Annotated in this window: 21 protein-coding genes and 3 tRNA genes; 21 read left to right on the top strand and 3 right to left on the bottom strand. The window is 60.8% G+C overall.

All coding sequences use genetic code 11. From position 1 onward, the window contains the following. Positions 1 to 31 precede the first annotated feature (31 nt). Positions 32 to 3,310: a PAS domain S-box protein gene (locus tag ACIQY3_RS19065; protein WP_403022138.1), complete on the bottom strand. Its 3,279-nt coding sequence runs from the start codon at positions 3,308 to 3,310 to the stop codon at positions 32 to 34. A gap of 69 nt (positions 3,311 to 3,379) precedes the next feature. Continuing rightward, positions 3,380 to 4,270: a LysR family transcriptional regulator gene (locus ACIQY3_RS19060; protein WP_403022136.1), complete on the bottom strand. Its 891-nt coding sequence runs from the start codon at positions 4,268 to 4,270 to the stop codon at positions 3,380 to 3,382. A 154-nt stretch (positions 4,271 to 4,424) separates the two neighbouring features. Here ACIQY3_RS19060 and leuC point away from each other — a divergent pair, with 154 nt between their 5' ends. From leuC to ACIQY3_RS19025, 7 genes are all read left to right on the top strand, one after another. Further along, entirely contained in the window at positions 4,425 to 5,843 is a 1,419-nt protein-coding gene (gene leuC, locus ACIQY3_RS19055; RefSeq protein WP_403022134.1) for a 3-isopropylmalate dehydratase large subunit, read from the top strand. A 10-nt stretch (positions 5,844 to 5,853) separates the two neighbouring features. Continuing rightward, positions 5,854 to 6,498, top strand: coding sequence for a 3-isopropylmalate dehydratase small subunit (gene leuD / locus ACIQY3_RS19050; protein WP_403022132.1), 645 nt, complete (start codon positions 5,854 to 5,856; stop codon positions 6,496 to 6,498). A gap of 137 nt (positions 6,499 to 6,635) precedes the next feature. Next, a complete protein-coding gene (locus ACIQY3_RS19045; protein ID WP_403022130.1) occupies positions 6,636 to 7,403 on the top strand; it encodes a class I SAM-dependent methyltransferase in 768 nt (255 codons plus the stop codon). Between the two features lie 58 nt (positions 7,404 to 7,461). Next, on the top strand, positions 7,462 to 8,544 hold the full coding sequence (leuB, locus tag ACIQY3_RS19040) for a 3-isopropylmalate dehydrogenase (protein ID WP_403022128.1): 1,083 nt from the start codon (positions 7,462 to 7,464) through the stop codon (positions 8,542 to 8,544). A 69-nt stretch (positions 8,545 to 8,613) separates the two neighbouring features. Further along, positions 8,614 to 9,726, top strand: coding sequence for an aspartate-semialdehyde dehydrogenase (gene asd, locus ACIQY3_RS19035; protein ID WP_064676830.1), 1,113 nt, complete (start codon positions 8,614 to 8,616; stop codon positions 9,724 to 9,726). A 247-nt stretch (positions 9,727 to 9,973) separates the two neighbouring features. Beyond that, on the top strand, positions 9,974 to 10,984 hold the full coding sequence (locus ACIQY3_RS19030) for an aspartate-semialdehyde dehydrogenase (protein ID WP_403022126.1): 1,011 nt from the start codon (positions 9,974 to 9,976) through the stop codon (positions 10,982 to 10,984). A gap of 208 nt (positions 10,985 to 11,192) precedes the next feature. Next, positions 11,193 to 13,850 (top strand): FimV/HubP family polar landmark protein, encoded by a 2,658-nt coding sequence (locus ACIQY3_RS19025; RefSeq protein ID WP_403022123.1) that lies wholly within the window; start codon positions 11,193 to 11,195, stop codon positions 13,848 to 13,850. Between the two features lie 185 nt (positions 13,851 to 14,035). Here ACIQY3_RS19025 and ACIQY3_RS19020 read toward each other — a convergent pair whose 3' ends face one another. Next, positions 14,036 to 14,695: a M24 family metallopeptidase gene (locus tag ACIQY3_RS19020; protein ID WP_403022345.1), complete on the bottom strand. Its 660-nt coding sequence runs from the start codon at positions 14,693 to 14,695 to the stop codon at positions 14,036 to 14,038. Positions 14,696 to 14,880: 185 nt separating this feature from the next. Here ACIQY3_RS19020 and truA point away from each other — a divergent pair, with 185 nt between their 5' ends. The 14 genes from truA (at position 14,881) to ACIQY3_RS18950 (ending at position 26,187) form a co-directional block, all read left to right on the top strand. Next, positions 14,881 to 15,705, top strand: coding sequence for a tRNA pseudouridine(38-40) synthase TruA (gene truA / locus ACIQY3_RS19015; RefSeq protein ID WP_123512523.1), 825 nt, complete (start codon positions 14,881 to 14,883; stop codon positions 15,703 to 15,705). Positions 15,706 to 15,768: 63 nt separating this feature from the next. Further along, positions 15,769 to 16,398 (top strand): phosphoribosylanthranilate isomerase, encoded by a 630-nt coding sequence (locus tag ACIQY3_RS19010; RefSeq protein WP_403022121.1) that lies wholly within the window; start codon positions 15,769 to 15,771, stop codon positions 16,396 to 16,398. Positions 16,399 to 16,583: 185 nt separating this feature from the next. Then, positions 16,584 to 17,504, top strand: a complete 921-nt coding sequence (accD, locus tag ACIQY3_RS19005; RefSeq protein ID WP_054052935.1) for an acetyl-CoA carboxylase, carboxyltransferase subunit beta — start codon at positions 16,584 to 16,586, stop codon at positions 17,502 to 17,504. Next, entirely contained in the window at positions 17,501 to 18,808 is a 1,308-nt protein-coding gene (gene folC / locus ACIQY3_RS19000) for a bifunctional tetrahydrofolate synthase/dihydrofolate synthase (protein ID WP_403022119.1), read from the top strand. Before accD ends, folC begins: the two co-directional genes overlap by 4 nt. Next, positions 18,792 to 19,451 (top strand): SPOR domain-containing protein, encoded by a 660-nt coding sequence (locus ACIQY3_RS18995; protein ID WP_403022117.1) that lies wholly within the window; start codon positions 18,792 to 18,794, stop codon positions 19,449 to 19,451. Before folC ends, ACIQY3_RS18995 begins: the two co-directional genes overlap by 17 nt. A 98-nt stretch (positions 19,452 to 19,549) precedes the next feature. Next, positions 19,550 to 20,110 carry a CvpA family protein gene (locus ACIQY3_RS18990; protein ID WP_213936774.1) on the top strand — a complete coding sequence of 187 codons (561 nt, stop codon included), beginning with the start codon at positions 19,550 to 19,552 and terminating at the stop codon, positions 20,108 to 20,110. A gap of 41 nt (positions 20,111 to 20,151) precedes the next feature. After that, positions 20,152 to 21,657, top strand: a complete 1,506-nt coding sequence (gene purF / locus ACIQY3_RS18985; protein WP_123512535.1) for an amidophosphoribosyltransferase — start codon at positions 20,152 to 20,154, stop codon at positions 21,655 to 21,657. A gap of 64 nt (positions 21,658 to 21,721) precedes the next feature. Next, a complete protein-coding gene (locus ACIQY3_RS18980) occupies positions 21,722 to 22,933 on the top strand; it encodes an O-succinylhomoserine sulfhydrylase (protein ID WP_054615508.1) in 1,212 nt (403 codons plus the stop codon). After that, on the top strand, positions 22,930 to 23,706 hold the full coding sequence (locus tag ACIQY3_RS18975; RefSeq protein ID WP_403022113.1) for an SDR family oxidoreductase: 777 nt from the start codon (positions 22,930 to 22,932) through the stop codon (positions 23,704 to 23,706). Before ACIQY3_RS18980 ends, ACIQY3_RS18975 begins: the two co-directional genes overlap by 4 nt. A 251-nt stretch (positions 23,707 to 23,957) precedes the next feature. Further along, positions 23,958 to 24,033: transfer RNA gene (locus tag ACIQY3_RS18970), tRNA-Val, on the top strand. Positions 24,034 to 24,088: 55 nt separating this feature from the next. Continuing rightward, positions 24,089 to 24,165, top strand: a tRNA-Asp gene (locus ACIQY3_RS18965). A 94-nt stretch (positions 24,166 to 24,259) separates the two neighbouring features. After that, positions 24,260 to 24,336: transfer RNA gene (locus ACIQY3_RS18960), tRNA-Asp, on the top strand. 394 nt (positions 24,337 to 24,730) lie between these two features. Continuing rightward, on the top strand, positions 24,731 to 25,240 hold the full coding sequence (locus ACIQY3_RS18955; protein ID WP_403022112.1) for a sigma-70 family RNA polymerase sigma factor: 510 nt from the start codon (positions 24,731 to 24,733) through the stop codon (positions 25,238 to 25,240). Then, complete coding sequence (locus tag ACIQY3_RS18950) at positions 25,237 to 26,187, top strand: FecR domain-containing protein (RefSeq protein ID WP_403022110.1); 951 nt, start codon at positions 25,237 to 25,239, stop codon at positions 26,185 to 26,187. Before ACIQY3_RS18955 ends, ACIQY3_RS18950 begins: the two co-directional genes overlap by 4 nt. Positions 26,188 to 26,195 lie beyond the last annotated feature (8 nt).

Below are 26,195 nucleotides of genomic sequence, written 5' to 3'. Positions count from 1 at the left end.
TGGCGCCCTTTTTTGTGCCCGGGGAAATGCGTTATTTCAGGAGTTTCAAAAACCCCTCCACCGGCAACGGCCGACTGTGCAAATACCCCTGATACAAATGGCAGCCCAGCCCCTGCAGAAACTCCAGTTGCTCCGGCGTTTCAACCCCTTCGGCAATCACCTCCAGCTCCAGGCTGCGGGCCATGGCGACGATGGCGCGAATGATTTCGGCATCGTTGGGGTCGGTGGTGGCGTCGCGGATGAACGACTGGTCGATTTTCAGCGTGTCCACCGGCAGGCGCTTGAGGTAGGTCAACGAGGAGTAACCGGTGCCGAAGTCGTCCATGGCGAAGCTCACGCCGAGTTTTTTCAAGCGGCGCATTTTGTTGATGGTGTCTTCCAGGTTCTGGATGACGATGCCTTCGGTGATTTCCAGTTTCAGCAGCGAGCAGGGTAGGCCATGGCTGCTTAGGCTGCGTTCGATGCGTTCGACGAAATCGTTCTGGCGGAATTGCCGCGGGCTGATATTCACGCACAGGCTGAAATTGAGCGGATCGATCAGGCCCTTGGCGATCAGTTGTTTGAAGGCATCACAGGCTTCGTCGAGGATCCAGGTGCCGACTTCCAGAATCAGCCCGCTGTCTTCCAGGACCTTGATGAATTCGGTGGGCGATTGTGCGCCGAGTTCCGGGTGGTTCCAGCGCACCAGGGCTTCGGCGCCGATGATGCGGTTGTCCTGAGCATCGACCTGGGGTTGGTAATGCACGCTGAACTCGCCACGGGACAGGGCCAGGCGCAGGTCGGTTTCCATGCGCAACCGTTCGCTGGCGGCCTTCTGCATGGTGTTGTGATACATCTGCGTGGTGTTGCGCCCCGAATCCTTGGCCCGATACAGGGCAATGTCGGCGCGTTTGAGCAGGTCGGTCGGGGTCGAGCCGTGATCGGGGATCAGCGCGATGCCGATGCTCGGCGTGACTTGCAGGCGTTGGCCGTCGAGGAACATCGGTTCCGAAAGCAATTCGCGCAAGGTGTCCGCCAGCTCCCGAACCTGTTCGCTGACTTCGCTGCGCGAACCTTCCAGGCCGCTGAGCAACACCACGAACTCGTCACCGCCGAGCCGCGCCACGGTGTCTTCCATGCGCACACTGGCTTCGAGCCGCGCGGTGATGATCTTCAGCACCGTGTCGCCGACCGGGTGGCCGAGGGAATCGTTGATGTGCTTGAAGTGGTCGAGGTCGAGAAACATCAAGGCGCCACGCAGGTTGTGGCGCTTGAGCAGGGCGATCTGCTGACTCAGGCGATCCATCAACAGCGCGCGGTTCGGCAGGTTGGTCAGCGGGTCGTGGTAGGCCAGGTGACGGATCTGCGCTTCGGCGTTTTTCAGCAGGCTGACGTCCCGGGCGGTCAGTAACAGGCACGCGGTTTCGTTGAGCGTGATGGGTTCTACCGAGACTTCGACGGTGAGCAGATCCCCGCGTTTATTGCGCCCGAGCATCTCCTGGTGGTGTACGCGGCCCTTGATTTGCAACTCGGCCAGCAACGCCGAACGTTGTTTTTCTTCGGCCCAGATGCCGACCTGATACACGGTTTTGCCCACCACTTCATCAGCACGATAACCGGTCAGGCGACAGAAACCGTCGTTGACCTCCAGATAACGCCCGGTGTCGCGTTCGGTAATGGTGATGGCGTCGGGGCTGGAGTGGAACGCCTTGGCGAATTTCTCTTCGCTGGCCTTGAGCGCTGCTTCCGAACGCTGCTGCTGGGTGATGTCGCGCAGGGTGGTGACGATGCACGGTTGCTCGCCGACGCTGATCTGCCGGCTGGAAATCACGCAGGTCAGGGTTTGTCCGTCCTTGTGCTGAACCAGGATCGCGACGTTGCTCAGGCCTTGTTCGCGGATCACTTGCTCGATCCGTTGCAGGCTTTTCGCCGAAGCGTCCCACAGGCCGATTTGATCCGCGCTGCGGCCAATCACGTCGTCGGTGGTCCAGCCGAAAATCTGGGTGAAACTGGAATTGATCTCGATGAACTGGCCGCTTTCCTGGCGGGTGACGCAGATCGGGTCCGGGCTGACCTGGAACAGCGTGGCGAATTTCTCTTCCGAAGCCACCAGTTGCTGTTCGCGTTCGACCTGATCGGTGATGTCCAGCAGGGTGCCGGCCATGCGCAACGGCTGGCCGTTTTCATCGCGATACAGCCGCGCACGGCTTTCCAGGAAGCGCGAACTGCCGTCGGGCAATTGCACGCGATAAGTCAACTGATAATTACCGGCCGGGCCTTCGCGCAGGCTGCGGTAGGCGTTGCGCATGCTGTTGCGTTCTTCGCCGGGCACGCCTTCGAAGAACTCATCGAAGGCTTCATGGAATGGCTTGGGCTCCATGCCGTGCAACTGCGCCGCCCGCGCCGAGCCGTAGAGCATGCCGCTGGGAATGTGCCAGTCCCAGGTGCCGAGTTGCGCCGAGTCCAGGGCCAGGTCGAGGCGTTCCTGGCTGTCCTTGAGTGCGTGTTCGGCGGCTTTGCGTTCGGTGGTGTCGAGGAAGGTACTCAGCAAGTAAGGCTGGCCTTCAAGCTCGACCTTTTGCGCGCTGAGGATGCCATCGTGGACCTGGCCGTTGCTGGCGCGAAACTGCACTTCCATGCTGATCAATTCGCCCTTGGCCTTGGTCGCTTTGACCAGCATGGCCCGTTGTTCAGGATGCACCCACAAGCCCAGTTCCAGGGTGGTGCGGCCAATGACGCTTTGCACCGGCCAGCCGAACAGGCTTTCGAAATATTGATTGGCCTCGCTGATCAGGCCGTCTTCCTGGCGGGTCAGCAGCACCATGTTCGGGCACAGGTGGAACAGCGTGGCGAAGCGCTTTTCCGAGCTGCTCAGGGCTTGTTCCCGCTGCCGCTGGTGGGTGATTTCACGAATCACCCCGATCATCCGCGGCCGGCCGTGTTTGTCCGGCAACAGGCTGCCGTTGATCTCCAGCCAGTGCAGGCTGCCGTCGGGCCAGCGGATGCGGTGATGCATCGCTTGTTCCAGCGGCGCGCCGGCGATCACCTGATGGAACGCGCGAATGGTTTTCGCCCGGTCCTCCGGGGGCAGCAGGTCGAGGTATTCGAGGTCCGCCGGCAAGGGCTGCTTGGGGTCGAAGCCGAACAGCGCTTGCGTGCCCCGGGACCAACTGATCTGCCCGCGTTCAATGTCCCAATACCACGCCCCCAGGCGCGCGCCGTTAAGCGCGGCCAACAACTGCGGCGCGCTTTCCCAGCTCTGCTCTGACCGCTGCGGGTCAATGGCCTGAATACGCGGCATCGGCGGAATACGGTCAACAGATTTGGGCATTGGCAGCAGGCCTTGGGCTGAATGGGGCGTTAGGCACGGGGTTTTGCAGCTCTATAGGAGTAGCACAAGTTAGCCGTGGGTCCCTGGCAGATCAATTTGTGCATCCAGCAGGGCCATAAAGGCACGTGCCGCATTCGAAAGCGTCCTTTCCGTGTGCAAGATATAGCCTAGCTGGCGAGTGAGTTGTATGCCCGGCAAAGCTATTCGCGCCACCTGATCATCGAGCATGGTGCGGGGCAAAACGCTCCAGGCCAGGCCGATCGACACCATCATCTTGATGGTTTCCAGATAATTCGTGCTCATGGCGATGTTCGGCGTCAAGCCCTGTGCCTCGAACAGACGCTGGACGATGTGGTGGGTAAAGGTGTTGCCACCAGGGAAAACCGCCGGGTGCAGGGCGATGTCCGCCAGGGTGACCGGGCCATTGCTGATCAGCGAATGCTCTGGAGCGACCACGAAATCCAGCGGGTCATCCCACACTGGCGAGGCCTTGACCAGCGCATGAGGCTCCGGCGCCAGCGTAATTACCGCCAGTTCGGCGCGGCCATGCAGGATTTCTTCGTAGGCCACTTCCGAATCGAGGAACTGAATATCCAGCGCCACTTGTGGGTAGCGTCGGGTAAATTCCCTTAATAACGGCGGCAAGCGGTGCAGTCCGATGTGGTGACTGGTGGCCAGGGTCAGACGGCCGGTCACTTCGCCGGTCAGGTTGGTCAGGGCGCGGCGAGTGTCGTCCAGCACGTTGAGAATCTGATAAGCCCGGGGCAGCAGGGCGCGACCGGCTTCGGTCAGGCCGACTTCACGGCCCAGGCGATCAAACAGGCGCACCTTCAATTGCTGTTCCAGCCCGGCGATGCGCTTGCTGATGGCCGGTTGGGTCAGGTGCAGCCGTTCGCCCGCGCCGGAGAAACTCCCGGTCTCGGCAATCGCGATAAAGGCGTTGAGGTTGGCCAGATCCATTGTTGTATTCCAGTTGGTTATCCAAAGCATAAAAAATATGAATTTGAGTTATTTAATGTAACCCCCTAGGATCGACCTCACAAGCCAAGGGGTTATTGAACCGCTGCACGACCCAAGGCATAGAAAATAGAAGCAAGCTGATGAGGACCGTCTGATGGCCGGCAAAACGCTTTACGACAAGCTCTGGGATTCCCATGAAGTGAAACGGCGCGACGATGGGTCGTCGCTGATCTATATCGACCGCCACATCATCCATGAAGTGACTTCGCCCCAAGCTTTCGAAGGCCTGCGCCTGGCCGGGCGCAAGCCTTGGCGTGTCGATTCGATCATCGCCACCCCGGACCACAACGTGCCGACCACCCCGGATCGCAAGGGCGGCATCGAAGCGATTACCGACCAGGTCTCGCGTTTGCAGGTTCAGACCCTCGATGACTACTGCGACGAATACGGCATCACCGAGTTCAAAATGAATGACGTGCGCCAGGGCATCGTTCACGTGATCGGCCCGGAGCAGGGCGCGACCTTGCCGGGCATGACCGTGGTCTGCGGCGACTCGCACACCTCGACCCACGGCGCATTCGGCGCGTTGGCCCACGGCATCGGCACTTCTGAAGTCGAGCACGTGTTCGCCACGCAGTGCCTGGTGGCCAAGAAAATGAAAAACATGCTGGTGTCGGTCGAAGGCAAATTGCCGTTCGGCGTGACCGCCAAGGACATCGTGCTCGCGGTGATCGGCAAGATCGGCACCGCCGGCGGTAACGGCCACGCCATCGAGTTTGCTGGCAGTGCGATTCGCGACTTGTCCATCGAAGGCCGCATGACCATCTGCAACATGTCCATCGAGGCCGGCGCTCGCGTAGGTCTGGTGGCTGCGGACGAAAAAACCGTGGAATACGTCAAGGGCCGTCCATTCGCCCCGAAAGGCGCGGAATGGGACATGGCCGTCGAAGCCTGGAAAGATCTGGTCTCCGACGCCGATGCGGTATTCGACACGGTGGTTAAGCTCGACGCGACCCAGATCAAGCCACAAGTCAGCTGGGGCACTTCGCCCGAGATGGTCTTGGCGGTTGATCAGAACGTGCCGGACCCAGCGAAGGAAATGGACCTGGTCAAACGCGGTTCCATCGAACGCGCCTTGAAATACATGGGGTTGAGCGCCAACCAGGCGATCACCGACATTCAACTGGACCGCGTATTCATTGGTTCCTGCACCAACTCGCGGATCGAAGACCTGCGCGCCGCGGCGGTGATCGCCAAGGGCCGCAAAGTCGCTTCGACCATCAAGCAAGCCATCGTGGTGCCGGGCTCGGGCCTGGTGAAGGCGCAAGCCGAGGCTGAAGGCCTGGACAAGATTTTCCTCGAAGCCGGTTTCGAGTGGCGTGAACCGGGTTGCTCGATGTGCCTGGCGATGAACCCGGACCGTTTGGAATCGGGTGAGCATTGCGCCTCGACGTCCAACCGCAACTTCGAAGGGCGTCAGGGCGCCGGTGGCCGTACGCACCTGGTGAGCCCGGCCATGGCCGCGGCGGCTGCCGTCAACGGTCGTTTCATCGACGTTCGCGAACTGATCTGAGGAACCGCACATGAGAGCTTTTACCCAACACACCGGTTTGGTCGCGCCATTGGACCGGGCCAACGTCGACACTGACCAGATCATTCCGAAGCAGTTTCTGAAGTCGATCAAACGCACCGGTTTCGGCCCGAACCTGTTTGACGAGTGGCGCTACCTGGACGTGGGCTATGCCTACCAGGACAACTCCAAGCGTCCGTTGAACAAGGATTTCGTGCTCAACGCCGAACGTTATCAAGGCGCCAGCGTGCTGCTGGCCCGGGAAAACTTCGGTTGCGGCTCCAGCCGCGAGCACGCGCCGTGGGCCCTTGAGGAATACGGTTTCCGCAGCATCATCGCGCCGAGCTATGCCGACATCTTCTACAACAACAGCTTCAAGAACGGTTTGCTGCCGATCATCTTGAGCGACGCTGAGGTGGATGAGTTGTTCCAGCAGGTTGAAGCGAATCCTGGCTACCAGTTGACGGTTGATCTTCAAGCCCAGACCGTAACCCGGCCGGATGGCAAGACCTATAGCTTTGAGTTGGACGAGTTCCGCAAGCATTGCCTGGTGAATGGTCTGGATGACATTGGCCTGACATTGATGGACCACGAGGCGATTGCGTCGTTTGAAAGCAAGCACCGGGCGAGCCAGCCTTGGTTGTTTCGCGATGCGTAAATTTGCGTAAGGCTTGATGCCGCCTTCGCGAGCAGGCTCGCTCCCACATTTGAAATGCATTCCCATGTGGGAGCGAGCCTGCTCGCGAAGAGGCCCGAATAAACAACACAAGACTCACCCCAAAAAGGAAGTCCCCCATGACCAGCACTGCCCAGCACAGCCAAGTCGTACAAAAGCAATTCGGTGAACAGGCCTCGGCCTATTTGAGCAGCGCCGTTCACGCTCAAGGCACCGAATTTGCGCTGCTACAGGCTGAACTGGCCGGGCAGGGCAATGCCCGCGTGCTGGACCTGGGTTGCGGCGCCGGTCACGTGAGTTTTCACGTGGCCTCGCTGGTCAAGGAAGTGGTGGCCTACGACCTGTCCCAGCAAATGCTCGACGTGGTGGCAGCCGCAGCGACTGATCGTGGTTTCAGTAATGTCACCACGGTCAACGGAGCCGCCGAGCACCTGCCGTTCGCCGATGGCGAGTTCGACTTCGTGTTCAGCCGTTATTCGGCGCACCATTGGAGCGATCTCGGCCTGGCCCTGCGGGAAGTGCGCCGGGTGCTGAAACCGGGTGGCGTGGCGGCGTTCGTCGATGTGCTGTCCCCGGGCAGCCCGTTGTTCGACACCTACCTGCAAAGTGTCGAAGTGCTGCGCGACACCAGCCATGTGCGCGATTATTCTGCCGGCGAGTGGTTGCGCCAGATTAGCGAAGCGGGGTTGCATACCCGCAGCACCACCCGTCAGCGGCTGCGGCTGGAGTACAACAGCTGGGTCGAACGCATGCGCACACCGCAGGTGATGCGCGCGGCGATCCGCGAGTTGCAGCAGTCGATGGGCAATGAAGTGCGCGAATATTTTGAGATTGAGGCCGATGGTTCGTTCAGTACAGATGTGCTGGTGCTGATGGCTGAAAGATAAGCGATAGAATTTTTCCGGGTGTGCCTGAGGGCGCACCGACTGATGACATGAGGAAAGCATGAGCAAGCAGATTCTGATTCTCCCAGGTGACGGTATTGGCCCGGAAATCATGGCCGAAGCGGTCAAGGTGCTGGAGCTGGCCAACGACAAGTACAGCCTGGGCTTCGAGCTGAGCCACGACGTGATCGGTGGCGCCGCCATCGACAAGCACGGCGTGCCGCTGGCCGACGAAACCCTGGAGCGCGCTCGCGCTGCCGACGCCGTACTGCTGGGCGCTGTGGGCGGCCCGAAATGGGACACCATCGAGCGTGATATCCGCCCGGAGCGCGGTCTGCTGAAAATCCGTGCGCAACTGGGCCTGTTCGGCAACCTGCGCCCGGCGATCCTGTACCCGCAACTGGCCGAAGCGTCGAGCCTGAAGCCTGAAATCGTTGCGGGCCTGGACATCCTGATCGTCCGTGAACTGACGGGCGGCATCTACTTCGGCGCGCCACGCGGAACCCGTACCCTGGAAAACGGCGAGCGTCAGGCCTACGACACCCTGCCGTACAGCGAAAGCGAAATCCGCCGTATCGCCCGTGTCGGCTTCGACATGGCCATGGTCCGTGGCAAGAAGCTCTGCTCGGTGGACAAGGCCAACGTGCTGGCGTCCAGCCAACTGTGGCGTGAAATTGTCGAAGAAGTGGCCAAGGATTACCCTGAAGTCGAACTGAGCCACATGTACGTCGATAACGCCGCCATGCAACTGGTGCGTGCACCGAAGCAGTTCGACGTGATCGTCACCGACAACCTGTTCGGCGACATCCTGTCGGACCAGGCGTCGATGCTCACTGGCTCCATCGGCATGCTCCCGTCGGCGTCCCTGGACACTAACAACAAGGGCATGTACGAGCCGTGCCACGGTTCGGCGCCGGACATCGCGGGCAAAGGCATTGCCAACCCGTTGGCGACCATTTTGTCGGTGTCGATGATGCTGCGTTACAGCTTCAACCTGCAGGATGCGGCGGATGCGATCGAGAAGGCCGTCAGTCTGGTTTTGGACCAGGGCCTGCGCACCGGCGACATCTGGTCGACCGGTTGCACTAAAGTCGGTACGCAGGAAATGGGCGACGCAGTAGTCGCCGCGCTGCGGAATCTGTAATCTCTCGGGCCCGCTGCCACTTTCAACTTCGAAAGCAGCGGCCCACTTTTTAAAGAAGGTGTAGTTGCGATGAAACGTGTAGGTCTGATCGGTTGGCGCGGTATGGTCGGTTCCGTGCTCATGCAGCGGATGCTGGAAGAGCAGGATTTCGATCTTATCGAGCCGGTGTTTTTCACCACTTCCAATGTCGGTGGCCAAGGCCCGTCCGTGGGCAAGGACATTGCTCCGCTCAAGGACGCTTACAGCATTGAAGAGCTGAAAACCCTCGACGTGATTCTGACCTGCCAGGGTGGCGACTACACCAGCGAAGTCTTCCCGAAACTGCGCGAAGCCGGCTGGCAGGGCTACTGGATCGACGCCGCTTCCAGCCTGCGCATGCAGGATGACGCGGTGATCGTGCTGGACCCGGTGAACCGCAAGGTCATCGACCAGCAGCTCGACGCGGGCACCAAGAACTACATCGGCGGCAACTGCACCGTCAGCCTGATGCTGATGGGCCTGGGCGGTCTGTTTGAAGCCGGCCTGGTGGAGTGGATGAGCGCCATGACCTATCAGGCGGCCTCCGGTGCCGGCGCACAGAACATGCGTGAACTGATCAAGCAAATGGGCGCGACCCACGCCGCGGTCGCCGATCAACTGGCCGACCCGGCCAGCGCGATCCTCGACATCGACCGTCGTGTGGCTGAAGCCATGCGCAGCGACGCGTACCCGACCGAAAACTTCGGCGTACCGCTGGCCGGCAGCCTGATCCCGTGGATCGACAAGGAACTGCCGAACGGCCAGAGCCGCGAAGAGTGGAAGGCCCAGGCCGAGACCAACAAGATCCTCGGTCGCTTCAAGAGCCCGATCCCGGTGGACGGCATCTGCGTGCGCATCGGCGCCATGCGCTGCCACAGCCAGGCCCTGACCATCAAGCTGAACAAAGACGTGCCGATCGCCGATATCGAAGGGCTGATCAGCCAGCACAACCCTTGGGTCAAACTGGTGCCGAACAGCCGCGAAGCGAGCATTCAGGAACTGAGCCCGACGAAAGTCACTGGCACCCTGAACGTACCGGTCGGTCGTCTGCGGAAGCTGAACATGGGCACTCAGTACGTCGGCGCCTTCACCGTCGGCGACCAACTGCTGTGGGGCGCGGCCGAACCGCTGCGTCGCATGCTGCGGATTCTGCTTGAGCGTTGATCGGTTGAAGCTGTGAAAGAACCCGTGCCTTGAAAGAGGCGCGGGTTTTTTTATCCACACAGATCGTTCCCACGCTCCGCGTGGGAATGCATCCCGTGACGCTCCGCGTCACATTCAGAAGCGGAACGCGGAGCGTCCCTGGCGGCATTCCCACGCGGAGCGTGGGAACGATCGGGGTGGCAGAAATTGCCTGCACGCCACCCACCCGGTAAAGTGCCGCTCCCCCCGTTTCGCCAGAGGTAGAACCATGAGCCAGTCCTTCGATATTGCCGTGATCGGCGCCACCGGTACTGTCGGCGAAACGCTCGTGCAGATTCTCGAAGAGCGGGACTTCCCGGTTGCCAACCTGCACCTGCTGGCCAGCAGCGAGTCCGCCGGGCATTCGGTGCCGTTTCGCGGCAAGAACGTGCGGGTGCGGGAAGTCGATGAGTTCGATTTCAGCAAGGTCCAACTGGTGTTCTTCGCCGCTGGCCCGGCAGTCACCCTGAGTTTCGCTTCCCGTGCCCGTGCGGCCGGTTGCTCGCTGATCGACCTGTCCGGCGCACTGTCGGCGGATGAAGCGCCGCAAATCGTGCCGGAAGCCAACGCCCTTGTTTTGACCAGCCTGAAAAAGCCATTCCAGGTCAGCAGCCCGAGCCCGTCGGCCACCACATTGGCCGTGGTACTCGCGCCGTTGCTCGACGTGATCGACCTGCAGTGGGTCAACGTGACCGCCAGCCTGGCCGTCTCTGCCCAGGGCCGCGAAGCCGTGACCGAGCTGGCCCGGCAAACCGCCGAGCTGCTCAACGTGCGTCCGCTGGAACCTACATTCTTCGATCGTCAGATGGCGTTCAACTTGCTGGCTCAGGTCGGTAAACCCGATGAGCAAGGTCATACGCTGCTGGAAAAGCGCCTGGTACGAGAGCTGCGACAGGTCATGGCGCTACCTTTATTAAAGATTTCCGCAACTTGCATTCAAGCCCCGGTGTTTTTTGGCGATAGCTTTAGCGTGACCTTGCAGTCATCGAGCGCGGTCGACCTGGCAAAAGTCAACGCTGCCCTGGAAGACGCGCCGGGTATCGAATTGGTGGAAGCCGGTGATTATCCGACCCCGGTAGGTGACGCGGTAGGGCAGGATGTGGTCTACGTTGGTCGGGTACGCTGCGGTGTCGACGACCTGTCGGAACTTAATTTGTGGCTGACGTCAGATAACGTACGTAAAGGCGCCGCGCTCAATGCTGTGCAGGTGGCTGAATTGTTGATAAAAGACCTGCTGTAAAAGATACTTGGCAACAATTTGTCGAATGATTCTAGCCGAGCGCTATGCTTGGCCGGAGTGCTAAAGGCAAGTCACCCTACGGGACTTTCCGGGGCATCAAAGAAATGATCGCGCGCGACGACCCTTCGCCGCCGCGCGCAATGCCTTACGGCAGCGACTTTCAATACCTTCTCGCTGGCCGAGGAATGTTCAAACAAAGGATGAGGCTATGGTTCAAGTTCGCAAACTGGTGTTAGCAATAGCGGCCGCCTCGGCGCTGTCCTCCGGTATGGCGCATGCTCTCGGGCTCGGGGAACTGACCCTGAAATCGACGCTGAACCAGCCCCTGGTGGCGGAAATCGAGCTGCTCGACGTCAAGGACCTCACCGCTGCCGAAGTGGTGCCGAGCCTGGCCTCGCCGGACGATTTCGCCAAGGCCGGGGTTGATCGCCAGGCGTTTCTCAACGACCTGACCTTCACCCCGGTGCTCAACGCCAGCGGCAAAAGCATCCTGCGCGTGACCTCCAGCAAACCGCTCTCCGAACCGATGGTGAAATTCCTGGTTCAGGTGATGTGGCCGAACGGTCGCTTGCTGCGCGACTACAGCGTGCTGCTCGATCCGTCCAAATTCTCTCCGCAAACCGCCGATGCCGCCGCACAACCTGCGCCGTCTCAAGCGGTGACCGCACCGATGACCGGTGCCACCAAGCCATCGACCTACACCACCACGCCGCGCGATACCCTGTGGGAAATCGCGGCCAAGGCGCGCAATGGCGGTTCGGTGCAGCAAACCATGCTGGCCATCCAGGCGCTGAACCCGGAAGCCTTCATCAACGGCAACATCAACTTGCTGAAAACCGGCCAGGTCCTGCGCATGCCGGATCAGACGCAAAGCACCAGCCTGCCGCAACCCAAGGCTATCGCTGAAGTCGCCGCGCAGAACACCGCGTGGCGCCAGGGTCGTCGTTATGTGGCCAAGCCTGGCACCGGCCAGCAGCAACTCGATGCCACCAAGCGCGGCAGTGCCGACGCCACTTCGACCCAGGCTGCGAAAGACAAGCTGAGCCTGGTGTCTGCCGAATCCGGCAAGGGCCGTAAGGGTGCCGCCGGTGATGCGAAGAATCTGAGCAATAAACTGGCGGTGACCCAGGAAAGCCTCGACACGACCCGTCGTGACAACGCTGAACTGAAAAGCCGCATGACCGATCTGCAAAGTCAGCTGGACAAGCTGCAACGTCTGATCGAACTGAAAAACAATCAACTGGCCAAGTTGCAGGCTGAAGGCGCGGCGGGTGCTCCGGCTGCTCCAGCGGCGACGGCTGCTGCCCCGGCGATTTCCGCTGAACTGACGCCGCCACCGGCTCCTGCGGCAACCCCGACTGAAGCTGCGCCGACTGCCACCGCTCCGGTAACGCCTGCGCCGGTCGTGACGGCGCCCGAGGCCACTCCGGCCCCGGCTGAAACCCCAGTCGAACCGACACCTGCGGCTTCCGACGATCAGACCTTCAATGACCTGCTGACCAACCCGGTTCTGCTGGGTCTGGTGGGCGGCGGTGCCATCGTTCTGCTGTTGTTGCTGTTGCTGCTGGCCCGTCGCCGCAAAGCCCAGCAAGAAGCCGAAAAGCACTTGCGCATGGCGCGTGCCCTGGCTGAAGAGCAAGAGTTTTCCACCGAGCAAGACTTGCCGGAAAGCAGCTTCGAAGGCCTGGAAGTACCGCCGCCAGCGGTGAAGCTCGCGACACCCGCTGCACCAACACCTCCGCCAGCGCCGCCTCCGGTGATTGCACCGGTCATCGTCACTCCGCCGATCGCCGCGCCACTGGTTTCGCCAGCCGCCGAGCGTAATGACGACGTGCTGAGCCACGCCCAGTCGCACATCAACGCGGGTCGCCTGAATCAAGCGGCTGCATTGCTCGAAGACGGTATCAAGCAAGAGCCACAGCGCAGCGACCTGCGCCTGAAGCTGATGGAAGTCTATGGTCAGCAGGGCGATCGTGATGCATTCGTCGCCCAGGAACGCCAACTGGTGGCCAATGGCGATAACTTCGCCCAGGTCGAACAGCTGAAAAGCCGTTTCCCGGCCATGGCACTCGCCGCGGCTGGTGGCATCGCTGCTGCTGCCATCGCCGCCGAGCTGGACGCCCAGTACGTCAAGGATCTGCTGCTGGATGAGCCTGAGGCGCCGGCGCCGGCTGCTGAAGACGATCTCGATAGTGCGTTCGACTTGAGCCTGGACGACCTGGAAAACGCTTCTCCGGCAGTGGTTGCTCCGGCACCCGCACCGGAACCCTTGGCCGAGTTGGACGAATTCCCGCTGGACGACGACCTGAGCTTTGAGTCGGTGCTGCAACAGCAAACCGACATCAAGGAAAACCTCGACGACCTGTCGGACTTCGATCTGGACCTGGACCTCGGTGGCGATGCTTCGCCAGCAATCCTGGCCGAAGACGATTTCCTGCTGGACCTGGACGAAGGCGTCAAAGACCTGCCTCCAATCGACGCACCCGCTGTGAGCGAAGCGGCATTGGATGACCTGGAACTGCCGGCCGATTTCGATCTGTCCCTGGCTGACGAAATGGACGTTCCTGAGCCGAAGGATGCATTTGCGGCTGAACTGGATGATGTCAACGCCGAGCTGGATCGTCTGTCCCAGACCATCAACGAGCCGACCTTCACCGCCGAAGACGCGGCCGCCTCGGTGGCTGACGAGCCAGAGTTCGACTTCCTCTCCGGCACCGACGAAGTCGCCACCAAACTCGATCTGGCACAGGCCTACATCGACATGGGCGACAACGACGGCGCCCGGGACATCCTCAACGAAGTGGTGACCGAGGGTGATGCGGGGCAGAAGAGCGAAGCCAAGGAAATGCTTTCGCGCCTGGCTTGATTCCGGATCGGTAGAAAACAAAACGGCAGCCCATCAGGGCTGCCGTTTTCATTTCTGCATCACCGCAAATCCCCTGTGGGAGCGGGCTTGCTCGCGAATGCGGTGTGTCTTCAGCGTTGATGTTGACTGGCACACCGCCTTCGCGAGCAAGCCCGCTCCCACAGGGGGGGCATCTGCTGGGTTTATCAGGCCAACAAATCCTCATAAAACGCACCAAACGGCCGGGTAGGGTGGGCAATCTGGATCTCCAGGATCCACAGCCCGACATTCGGGCAGTCTTCGAAATTGCCCAAATCCCCCGCCCGATAGATCGCATGGGGAAAATCACTGACCCGATGCCCCTTGATCTCCAGGTTCAACTTCCAGCCCATGGCCGTCGCTTGCTTGTCGGCATAACGGTACAGCTCAGGGCCCGCTACTTGCTCCGTGCGCCAGTACTCGTGAACCTGATCAAACAGGGTTTTCGCCGCCACGGCGCAGGCCTTCATCTCGGGATCGTTGCCAACGGTGAAGGTCGCGCCTGAGTCGCCTTCATGGCGGTCCCAGACCACACCGAGGTCGATAAAGAAAATATCGTTTTGCGCCAGCACGGGATCACCGTCGGAACGTTGCTTGAAGGTTTTCAGGGTGTTTTCGCCGAAACGGATCTTAGACGGGTGCCAGATGCGGTCCATGCCCAGTTCGTTGAGCACTTCCAGGCTCATCGCCTGGGCCTCGGATTCCAGCATGCCGGGTTTGACGCGGCGGGCCATTTCGTCGATGGCTTCCCAGGTCTTGCGTTTGGCGTGGAGCATACCTTCCAGGCTATAAGCCAGGCCTACGGCTTCTTTCAGTGTGGCGGTCATCATCAGGTCTCGGTTTTTGTGTTTTCGTTGTGTAGTTATCTATATAGCGAAGTCGGCCGGAGCGATGCAATGGTTCAAACGCCACACAGCGCTGGCGTCATTGACCTGCGGCCTTATAATGCCCGCCTTTGCGTAGATCAGCAGGCTGTCACCCCTTGGCAAATATAGATAATCCGGCTGCCGAAATGGCGGCCGACGGCTTTTTCCGGATCGCGTTGGGCGTTGAATACAAAGGCTCGCGGTATCGCGGCTGGCAGCGTCAGGCCTCTGGCGTGCTGACCGTGCAGGAAACCCTGGAAAACGCCTTGTCCAAAGTCGCCGATTCGCCGGTGTCGCTGCACTGCGCCGGACGGACCGATGCGGGCGTGCATGCCTGCGGCCAGGTGGTGCATTTCGATACCCAGGTCGAGCGTTCGCTGAAAGCCTGGGTCATGGGCGCCAATATCAATTTGCCCCACGACGTCAGCGTGAGTTGGGCTCAGGTCATGCCGGCGCATTTTCATGCGCGGTTCAAGGCCATCGCCCGGCGCTATCGCTACGTGATCTACAACGATCAGATCCGCCCGGCGCACCTGAACGAAGAAATCACCTGGAACCACCGTCCGCTGGACGTCGAGCGCATGGCCGAAGCCGCGCAGTACCTGGTCGGCACTCATGACTTCAGCGCGTTTCGTGCCGGTCAGTGCCAGGCCAAGTCGCCGATCAAGGAATTGCACCACCTGCGCGTGACGCGACACGGCAAGATGATCGTGCTCGACATCCGCGCCAGTGCCTTCCTGCATCACATGGTGCGCAACATCGCCGGAGTGCTGATGACCATCGGCGCCGGCGAGCGCCCGGTGGAGTGGATGAAGGAAGTGCTGGAGAGCCGCATTCGCCGTTCCGGCGGGGTGACGGCGCACCCGTATGGCCTGTATCTGGTGCAGGTTGAATACCGCGACGAGTTCCAGTTGCCCGAGCGTTACATCGGGCCGCACTTCTTGACCGGTTTCGCCGAACTTGACGGCTGACGCCCTCGAACGCATTTGTTACCATCCGGGACTTTCTCGGATTGGCCTTGGGGTTCTATCGACATGTCAGCCGTTCGCAGCAAGATTTGTGGGATTACCCGCATAGAAGATGCGTTGGCGGCAGTCGAGGCCGGGGCCGATGCCATCGGGTTTGTGTTTTATGCGAAAAGCCCACGGGCGGTGACGTTTCAGCAGGCGAGGGCGATTATCAAGGCCTTGCCGCCGTTCGTGACCACCGTGGGGTTGTTCGTAAACGCCAGTCGTTGCGAGTTGGGGGAAATCCTCGACGCCGTGCCGCTGGACTTGCTGCAGTTTCACGGCGACGAAGACGCTGAAGAGTGCGAAGGCTGGAACCGGCCGTATATCAAGGCGTTGCGGGTCAAGGCCGGGGATGACATTGCGGCGGCATGCGATGCCTTTCCAAGTGCCAGCGGAATCCTGCTCGATGCCTATGTCGAAGGGGTGCCGGGTGGAACTGGCGAAGCGTTCGACTGGTCATTGATACCGCAGGGCTTGAGCAAACCGATCATTCTCGCGGGCGGGCTCAATCCTGAAAACGTTGCTGAAGCGATCACTCGGGTCCGGCCATATGCAGTGGATGTCAGCGGCGGGGTAGAGGCGAGCAAGGGCATCAAGGATCACGCAAAGATCCAGGCATTTATCAAAGCGGTACGTGATGTGACGGCTGGCTAACTGCCGCCGTCCATAACTTCACTTGCACGAAAGCAGGCACGGCTGAGGGTTTTTGGGGTGTACGCAGGTCAGTCTCGCTGACCCGGCAAACCAGGGATCATCGCCACACACATGAATTTAGCTCAAGGGCATACGCGGGGCTGCGAACCAAAGCGTTCGGGCCGCCGGTACTGGAGAAAGAAAGCATGAGCAACTGGTTAGTAGACAAACTGATCCCTTCGATCATGCGTTCCGAGGTCAAGAAGAGCTCGGTGCCTGAAGGTCTGTGGCACAAATGCCCGTCTTGCGAGGCTGTGCTGTATCGTCCGGAGCTGGAAAAGACCCTGGACGTTTGCCCCAAGTGCAACCACCACATGCGTATCGGCGCCCGCGCCCGTATCGACATTTTCCTCGACGCTGAAGGCCGTGCCGAACTGGGCGCGGACCTCGAGCCGGTTGACCGTCTGAAATTCCGCGACGGCAAGAAGTACAAGGATCGCCTGACCGCTGCGCAGAAAGCGACCGGCGAAAAAGACGCACTGATTTCCATGAGCGGCACCCTGCTGGGCATGCCGGTGGTGGTCTCGGCGTTCGAATTCTCCTTCATGGGCGGTTCCATGGGCGCCATCGTCGGTGAGCGCTTCGTTCGCGCCGCCAACTACGCGCTGGAAAACAAGTGCCCGATGATCTGCTTCGCCGCCTCCGGTGGTGCGCGGATGCAGGAAGCCCTGATTTCCCTGATGCAAATGGCCAAGACATCTGCGGTCCTGGCGCGTCTGCGTGAAGAAGGCATTCCGTTCATCTCTGTACTGACTGACCCGGTCTACGGTGGTGTTTCCGCCAGTCTGGCAATGCTTGGCGACGTAATCGTCGGCGAGCCGAAAGCCCTGATCGGCTTCGCCGGTCCGCGCGTAATCGAGCAAACCGTGCGTGAAAAACTGCCGGAAGGCTTCCAGCGCAGCGAGTTCCTGCTGGAGCACGGCGCGATCGACATGATCATTCACCGTCAAGAACTGCGTCCGCGCCTGGGCAACCTGCTGGCACAAATGATGGGCCTGCCGACGCCGAAATTCGTCGCCGCGCCAATCGAGCCAATCGTGGTTCCGCCGGTACCTGCCAACATATGACCCAACGTACCCTTGGCGAGTGGCTCGCCTACCTTGAGCAGTTGCACCCTTCGGCCATCGACATGGGCCTGGAGCGCTCGCAACAGGTAGCGTCCCGCATGGGACTGGGCAAGCCGGCGCCTCGGGTGATTACGGTCACCGGCACCAACGGCAAGGGTTCGACCTGTGCGTTCGTGGCTTCGTTGCTGCGGGCCCAGGGCTTGAACGTCGGTGTCTACAGTTCTCCGCACCTGCTGCGTTACAACGAGCGGGTGCAGGTCAATGGCGTCGAAGCTTCTGACGCCGAGTTGTGCGAAGCCTTTGCCGCGGTCGAGGCCGGGCGTGGCGAGACGACCCTGACCTACTTCGAAATGGGCACCCTGGCGGCGTTCTGGCTGTTTCAACAGGCCACGCTTGATGCCGTGGTGCTGGAAGTCGGCCTGGGCGGGCGTCTGGACACGGTCAACGTAGTGGATGCCGATATCGCGCTGGTCACCAGCATTGGCGTCGATCACGCCGATTACCTGGGCGATACCCGTGAGTCCGTGGCCTTCGAAAAGGCCGGCATCTTCCGCCAAGGCGCGCCTGCGCTGTGTGGCGATCTGAATCCTCCCCAACCCCTGCTGGACAAGGCGCGCGAGCTGGCTTGCCCGTTTTTCCTGCGTGGGCGCGATTTCGACCTCGGCATTACCAATCAAAACTGGCAATGGCGTGGCCTCGACGCTCAAGGGCGCGTGGTCGAGCTGCATGACTTGCCGTTGCTGGACCTGCCGATGGAAAACGCGGCGCTGGCACTGCAGGCTTATCTGTTGCTGGGTTTGCCGTGGGTCGACGCGCAGATTATTCAAGCGCTGCAAGCCACGCGGATCGTTGGTCGGCTCGATCGCCGGCAGTTCGAGTGGCAGGGCAAACAGCTGAATGTGTTGCTGGATGTGGGGCATAACCCCCATGCGGCCGAGTATCTGGCCCGGCGCCTGGCCAGTCGTCCACCCGTCGGCAAGCGTCTGGCGGTGTTCGGATTGCTGGCGGACAAGGATCTGGATGGTGTTGTCGGCGAATTGAATGCTAGTGTCCAGTCATGGGCTGTCGCGCCGCTGGATTCACCGCGAGCGCGCCCGGTTGCGGATTTACACACGGCCTTGCAGAACCTTGGCGCGTCGGTAACGTCCTATGGCAGTGTGGCGGCCGCCCTGGAAGAGCAGTGCGCACTGGCGACGAGCGACGACGAGATTCTGTTGTTTGGATCATTTTATTGTGTTGCCGAGGCCCTTGAATGGTTGGCCCGGCGCTCCACGGAGGAAGCGGCAAATGGCTTTGCTGGATAAGGCGTACAAACAGCGCATGGTCGGTGCCCTGGTGCTGATCGCACTGGCGGTGATTTTCTTGCCGATGCTGTTTTCCCGTCAGGACGAACAACGTCAGGTAACCGTGCAGGCGCCGTCTGCACCACAAGCACCTTCGGCGCCGCAGTTGCAGGTCGAACCGGTGGTCGTACCTGAGCCGCAAGTCCTGCCTCAGGAACCGGTACCCAGCGACGACGAGATTGCCGATCAGCAAGCACCATCGACGCCGATCGAACCGGCTGCCCCCGTGGCTCCGGCTCCGGCACCTGTCGCAAAACCGGTAACGCCACCGCCTGCGCCTGTCACCAAACCTGCACCGGCCCAGCCGATTGCGGCCGCACCGGCAAAACCGGACACCACCCAGAGCCGCGTCGATGCCAATGGCCTGTCGGTCAGCTGGTCGGTGCAACTGGCCAGTCTGTCGAGCCGCGCCAGCGCCGAAAGCCTGCAGAAATCCCTGCGCAGCCAGGGTTACAACGCCTATATCCGGACTGCCGATGGCAAGAATCGGGTGTTTGTCGGGCCGCTGATCGAACGTGCAGAAGCCGATCGCTTGCGTGATTTGTTGGGTCGCCAGCAGAACCTGAAAGGTTTTGTCGTACGTTTCCAGCCTGAGCGCGGTTAATACTATCGCCCCGATTTGAAATGCACTGACAATCGCAGCTTACCGATAAGCATGGGCTCTGCTAAAATGCGCCGCCTTATCCGTCTGTAGGCTGCACTGTGCCATTTACCTGGGTTGACTGGGCGATCGTTGCAATCGTCGCCATCTCCGCATTGATCAGTCTGAGCCGCGGCTTCGTCAAAGAAGCATTATCGCTGGTGACCTGGATCATCGCAGGAGTCGTCGCCTGGATGTTCGGTGGTTCACTGTCCGAGTACCTCGCCGGATACATCGAAACGCCTTCGGCCCGTGTGATCACGGGCTGCGCCATCATGTTTGTCGCCACGTTAATCGTAGGCGCAATGATCAATTATCTTATCGGCGAGTTGGTTCGCGTCACCGGGCTGTCCGGGACCGATCGATTCCTCGGCATGGCCTTCGGCGCTGCGCGTGGCGTGTTGCTGGTGGTCGTGGCGGTCGGGCTGTTGAGCCTGGGCCCGGTACAGCAGGACAGCTGGTGGAAAGAATCACAGCTCGTGCCAAAATTTTTATTGGTCGCAGACTGGTCCAAAAACCTGATCCTCGGGTGGAGCAGTCAGTGGCTTGCCAGCGGAATCAGCGTACCCGCTGAAATTCCGTTCAAGGAACACCTCTTGCCGACGGCCAAAACGCCTCAGTGAGTTGTGTTCAGTTCAGATCCATTAAGTAGGGGTTGCGTCGCATGTGTGGCATCGTCGGTATCGTCGGTAAGTCGAACGTCAATCAGGCGCTGTATGACGCGCTAACCGTCCTCCAGCACCGCGGCCAGGACGCTGCCGGTATTGTCACCAGCCATGATGGCCGGTTATTCCTGCGCAAGGACAATGGTCTTGTGCGTGACGTGTTCCATCAGCGTCACATGCAGCGCCTGGTCGGCCACATGGGCATTGGCCATGTGCGTTACCCGACCGCGGGCAGCTCGACTTCGGCCGAAGCCCAACCGTTTTACGTCAACTCGCCGTACGGCATCACCCTGGCGCACAACGGTAACCTGACCAACGTTGAACAGCTGGCCAAGGAGATTTACGAATCTGACCTGCGCCACGTCAACACCAACTCCGATTCGGAAGTGCTGCTCAACGTGTTTGCCCACGAACTGGCCCAGCGCGGCAAGTTGCAGCCAACCGAAGAAGACGTGTTCGCCGCCGTGACTGACGTACACAACCGTTGCGTCGGTGGCTACGCCGTCGTGGCGATGGTTACCGGCTACGGCATCGTCGGTTTCCGCGACCCGCACGGCATCCGCCCGATCGTCTTCGGCCAGCGTCACACCGACGAAGGCGTCGAGTACATGATCGCCTCCGAAAGCGTGTCCCTGGACGTGCTCGGCTTTACCCTGATTCGCGACCTGGCACCGGGCGAAGCGGTCTACATCACTGAAGACGGCAAGCTGCACACCCGTCAGTGCGCGACCAACCCGTCCCTGACCCCGTGCATCTTCGAACACGTCTACCTGGCGCGTCCGGATTCGATCATCGACGGCGTGTCGGTCTACAAGGCCCGCCTGCGCATGGGCGAGAAACTCGCCGACAAGATCCTGCGCGAGCGTCCCGAGCACGACATCGACGTGGTCATCCCGATCCCGGACACCAGCCGCACCGCGGCCCTGGAGCTGGCGAACCACCTGGGCGTCAAGTTCCGCGAAGGCTTCGTGAAGAACCGCTACATCGGCCGGACCTTCATCATGCCGGGCCAGGCTGCACGGAAAAAATCCGTACGCCAGAAGCTCAACGCCATCGAACTGGAATTCCGCGGCAAGAACGTGATGCTGGTGGACGACTCGATCGTTCGCGGCACCACCTGCAAGCAGATCATCCAGATGGCCCGCGAAGCCGGCGCGAAAAACGTCTACTTCTGTTCCGCAGCCCCGGCCGTTCGCTACCCGAACGTCTACGGCATCGACATGCCGAGCGCTCACGAGCTGATCGCCCACAACCGTTCGACCCAGGACGTGGCTGACCTGATTGGCGCCGACTGGCTGATCTATCAGGACTTGCCTGACTTGATCGAAGCGGTCGGTGGCGGCAAGATCAAGATCGAGAAGTTCGATTGCGCGGTGTTCGACGGCCAATACGTTACCGGCGATGTCGACGAGGCTTACCTGAACAAGATCGAGCAGGCACGCAACGATGCCTCCAAGGTCAAGACCCAGGCAGTCAGCGCGATCATTGATCTGTATAACAACTGAGTAATTACCGGCCCTGAGGGGCCGGTTTTGTATCTACCAAAAGAGCAAGGCAAGGAGTGACAGCATGAGTCAGGATTGGGATGCCGGTCGGCTGGACAGCGACCTCGATGGCGTAGCGTTCGATACCCTGGCCGTACGCGCCGGTCAGCACCGTACGCCGGAAGGCGAACACGGTGATCCGATGTTCTTCACTTCCAGCTACGTCTTCCGTACCGCTGCCGACGCGGCGGCGCGTTTTTCCGGTGAAGTGCCGGGCAACGTTTACTCGCGTTACACCAACCCGACCGTCCGCGCGTTCGAAGAGCGCATTGCCGCGCTGGAAAGCGCCGAGCAAGCGGTGGCCACGGCCACTGGCATGGCCGCGATCATGGCCGTGGTGATGAGCCTGTGCAGCGCTGGCGACCACGTGTTGGTATCGCGCAGCGTGTTCGGTTCGACCATCAGCCTGTTCGAGAAGTACTTCAAGCGCTTCGGCATCGAAGTCGACTACGTGCCGCTGGCGGACCTGTCCGGCTGGGATGCAGCGATCAAGGCTAACACCAAGTTGCTGTTCGTCGAATCGCCGTCCAACCCGCTGGCCGAGTTGGTCGATATCGCCGAGCTGTCTAAAATCGCTCACGCCAAGGGCGCGATGCTGGTGGTCGACAACTGTTTCTGCACGCCTGCCTTGCAGCAGCCGTTGAAGCTGGGCGCAGATATCGTCGTGCACTCGGCGACCAAGTTCATCGACGGCCAGGGCCGTTGCATGGGTGGCGTGGTGGCCGGGCGCAGTGAGCAGATGAAGGAAATCGTCGGTTTCCTGCGTACCGCCGGGCCGACCCTCAGCCCGTTCAACGCCTGGATTTTCCTCAAGGGCCTCGAAACCCTGAACCTGCGGATGAAGGCCCATTGTGCCAACGCCCAGCAACTGGCCGAATGGCTGGAGCAGCAGGACGGCATCGAGAAGGTGCATTACGCCGGTCTCAAGAGCCATCCGCAGCACGAGCTGGCCTTGCGTCAGCAGAAGGGCTTCGGCGCGGTGGTGAGTTTCGAGGTCAAGGGCGGCAAAGAGGGCGCGTGGCGCTTTATCGATGCGACCCGTCTGATCTCGATCACCGCTAACCTTGGCGACACCAAGACCACCATCACCCACCCGAGCACCACCTCTCACGGCCGTCTGGCGCCGCAAGAGCGTGAAGCGGCGGGCATCCGTGACAGCCTGATCCGCATTGCGGTCGGCCTGGAAGATGTAGCCGACCTGCAAGCCGATCTGGCGCGCGGGTTGGCTGCCTTGTGATCGAGTTGTCCACACCGAGTACGGGCACCCATGGCCGCGTTGCGCTGGTCACGGGGGCCGCGCGCGGCATCGGCCTGGGCATCGCCGCCTGGCTGATCAGCGAAGGCTGGCAGGTGGTGCTGACGGATCTGGATCGTGTGCGCGGTTCGAAAGTGGCGAAGGTGCTCGGCGACAACGCCTGGTTCATCGCCATGGACGTCTCCAACGAAGGGCAAGTGGCGCTGGGCGTTGCCGAGGTGCTGGGGCAGTTCGGGCGTCTGGATGCGCTGGTGTGCAACGCGGCGGTGGCCGATCCGCATAACATCACCCTGGAAAGCCTCGATCTGGCCTATTGGAACCGTGTATTGGCGGTCAACCTGAGCGGGCCGATGTTGCTGGCCAAGCACTGTGCGCCGTACCTGCGTGCTCACAACGGTGCGATCGTCAATCTGGCCTCGACCCGCGCCGGGCAGTCGGAACCCGACACAGAGGCTTACGCGGCGAGCAAGGGCGGTCTGTTGGCCCTGACTCACGCGTTGGCGATCAGCCTGGGGCCGGAAATCCGTGTGAATGCGGTCAGTCCCGGCTGGATTGATGCACGGGACCCGGCGGCACGTCGCGCCGAACCGCTGACCGATGCCGACCATGCCCAGCATCCGGCGGGCAGGGTAGGGACGGTCGAGGACGTGGCGGCGATGGTGGCGTGGCTGTTGTCCAGGAACGCCGGTTTCGTCACGGGCCAGGAGTTCGTGGTGGATGGCGGGATGACCAAGAAGATGATCTACAGCGCGTAGTTCGCTTCGGCCTGGAAGCGTTGATATTGGGTGTGCCGTCGTATTCGCGAGCAGGCTCGCTCCCACACTGCAAAGCATGCTGCCTGAATAAACGCGATCCACTGTGGGAGCGAGCCTGCTCGCGAAAGCGGTCTGGCAGTTACCGACCCCGTACGGAATGACATGATTTTGTCTTTTTCAGAAAAACTTCAATCCTGCTATTGACTTAGGTTCGCTACCTGCGTAAATTTCGCGGCCTCGGAGATGCAAACGGGTGATTAGCTCAGCTGGGAGAGCGTCTGCCTTACAAGCAGAATGTCGGCGGTTCGATCCCGTCATCACCCACCACTTCCGAGAGTCTTGCGAAAGCAAGATGGAAGCTTTTAAAAGCCTCCACCGACGCGCAGCGGTAGTTCAGTCGGTTAGAATACCGGCCTGTCACGCCGGGGGTCGCGGGTTCGAGTCCCGTCCGCTGCGCCATATTTCCGAAGCAGGTTTTTAGCCTGCTTCGAGATTGAAAAGCCTCGAAGCTTTCAGTCAGACGAGTTAATTGGATGCAAGTCCAAAGCGATACGCAGCGGTAGTTCAGTCGGTTAGAATACCGGCCTGTCACGCCGGGGGTCGCGGGTTCGAGTCCCGTCCGCTGCGCCATATCTGCCTCAAGGCCCACTGAACGCCTTGAAGCTACGAAGAAAAGACGCTGGTCATGCCAGTATCCACTTCGAGTCGATAGCAAAGACCCTGGTCGAAAGACCGGGGTTTTTTGTGTCTGCAATTTGGCTTTTCTCTCCTTTTCCCTGGTCCTCGGGGATTCACATCCGCCGTCCCGGTGCGGATCTGCAATGAATTCTGACGTTTCGTGATAATTCCCCTCGATTAGCCGCAGCCCCGATTGGCCGGTGCTTGCGTGCCGAAAATCCCCGTCCATCACTGATTTATTCAAGTATTTACTGGGTGCAAACCGCACAAAGCGCTTTATTTGAAGTCCCATCACTAATTAGAATGAGTCGCATTTAAAATATTTCTTCGCGCAGGGTTCCATTAGATGAGTGATGCAGCGATGCCGACGGGGCAAACCTTCCACGACCTGTACCGCGACCACCGGGGCTGGCTCGAAAGCTGGTTGAGACGACGCATGAGCAATGGCAGTGATGCGGCGGACCTGAGTCAGGACACGTTCGTGCGTTTGCTCGCCAGCTCCCAGTGCATCGCCGACCTGCAAGAACCCCGCGCCTACCTGGCGACAGTCGGCAAACGCCTGCTGACCAACTTCTACAAGCGCCGCAGTCTGGAGCAAGCCTACCTCAGTGCATTGGCGCTGCTGCCTGAGGACTGCGTGCCGTCCCCCGAGCAGCGCTGGATCCTGCTGGAAACCCTGCAAGCCCTGGACGAATTGCTCGATGGCTTGCCGAGCCCGGTGCGACGGGCGTTTCTCTGGAGCCAGCTCGAAGGCCTGGGTTATCAAGAGATCGCCGAGCGCCTGCAAGTTTCGGAACGCACGATCAAGCGCTACATGGCCCAAGCCTACGAACATTGCCTGCTGGTGGAGCTGTGATCGGTTCCGCACCTTCGGCCGAAGCCCGTCAAGTCGTGCGGGCCGCCGCACAGTGGCTGGCGCTCATGGAGTCCGGCTCCGCCAATGAGCGCGATCGCGCCGAGTTGCAGAGCTGGCGCGACAGTCATTCCAGTCACGAGCAGGCCTGGCAGAAAGCTCAACTCCTGCGCCAGCGTTTTGCCGATCTGCCGACAGCCTTGGCGATGGCCAGCCTGGATCGTCCACAAGCAAGTCGACGCACCGTGCTGAAACGCGCTGTCGGCGCCGTGGCGTTGGTGCCGACTGCCTGGCTGATCAGTCGACAGTTGCCGCTGGATGTCTGGAGCGCCGACCTGCGGACCGCGACCGGGGAGGGCAAGAAAGTCCAGTTGAGCGATGGCAGCACGTTGCAATTGAACACCGCGAGCGCCGTCGATATCGATATGAAGAATCGACTGCTGAAACTCGTGGAAGGCGAAATCGCGCTCAATGTGCCTGGCTCTTCGCCGCTGACGATCCAGACGAACTTCGGGCAAGTGATCGTCAGTCAGAGTGAAGTCTGCGTTCGCCAGGGCCAGGCAGGTTGCAAGGTGTCCGTGCTGAAAGGCTTGGTGCAGTTGCAGCCTCTGCGCGGCCCGGTCTTTTCGTTGCGCGGCGGCCAGCAAGTCAACCTTCAGGCGATGGGGGCGGGTGCCGTCGAGCCCTTCGACGTGCTCGCCCCGGGCTGGCGTGACGGCGTGCTAATGGCGCAGAACCAACCTCTGGGGGATTTTCTGCGTGAACTCAGCACCTATCGCCCCGGCGTGTTGCGCTGGGAGCCCGAGCTGGAATCCCTGCGCGTCACCGGCAGTTTTCGTCTGGAAGACACTGATCGCATCCTTGCGTTGCTAGCGGCCAGCCTGCCGCTGGAGGTGCATTCGCGTACGCGTTATTGGGTAACGCTACTGCCGCGCAAAAATATTGTTTGAGGCGTGTC

This window comes from Pseudomonas sp. NPDC096950, assembly GCF_044762525.1.
Taxonomy (GTDB): domain Bacteria; phylum Pseudomonadota; class Gammaproteobacteria; order Pseudomonadales; family Pseudomonadaceae; genus Aquipseudomonas.
Note: the sequence above shows the minus strand (reverse complement) of the source record. Positions and strands in the feature narration are given on the sequence as shown.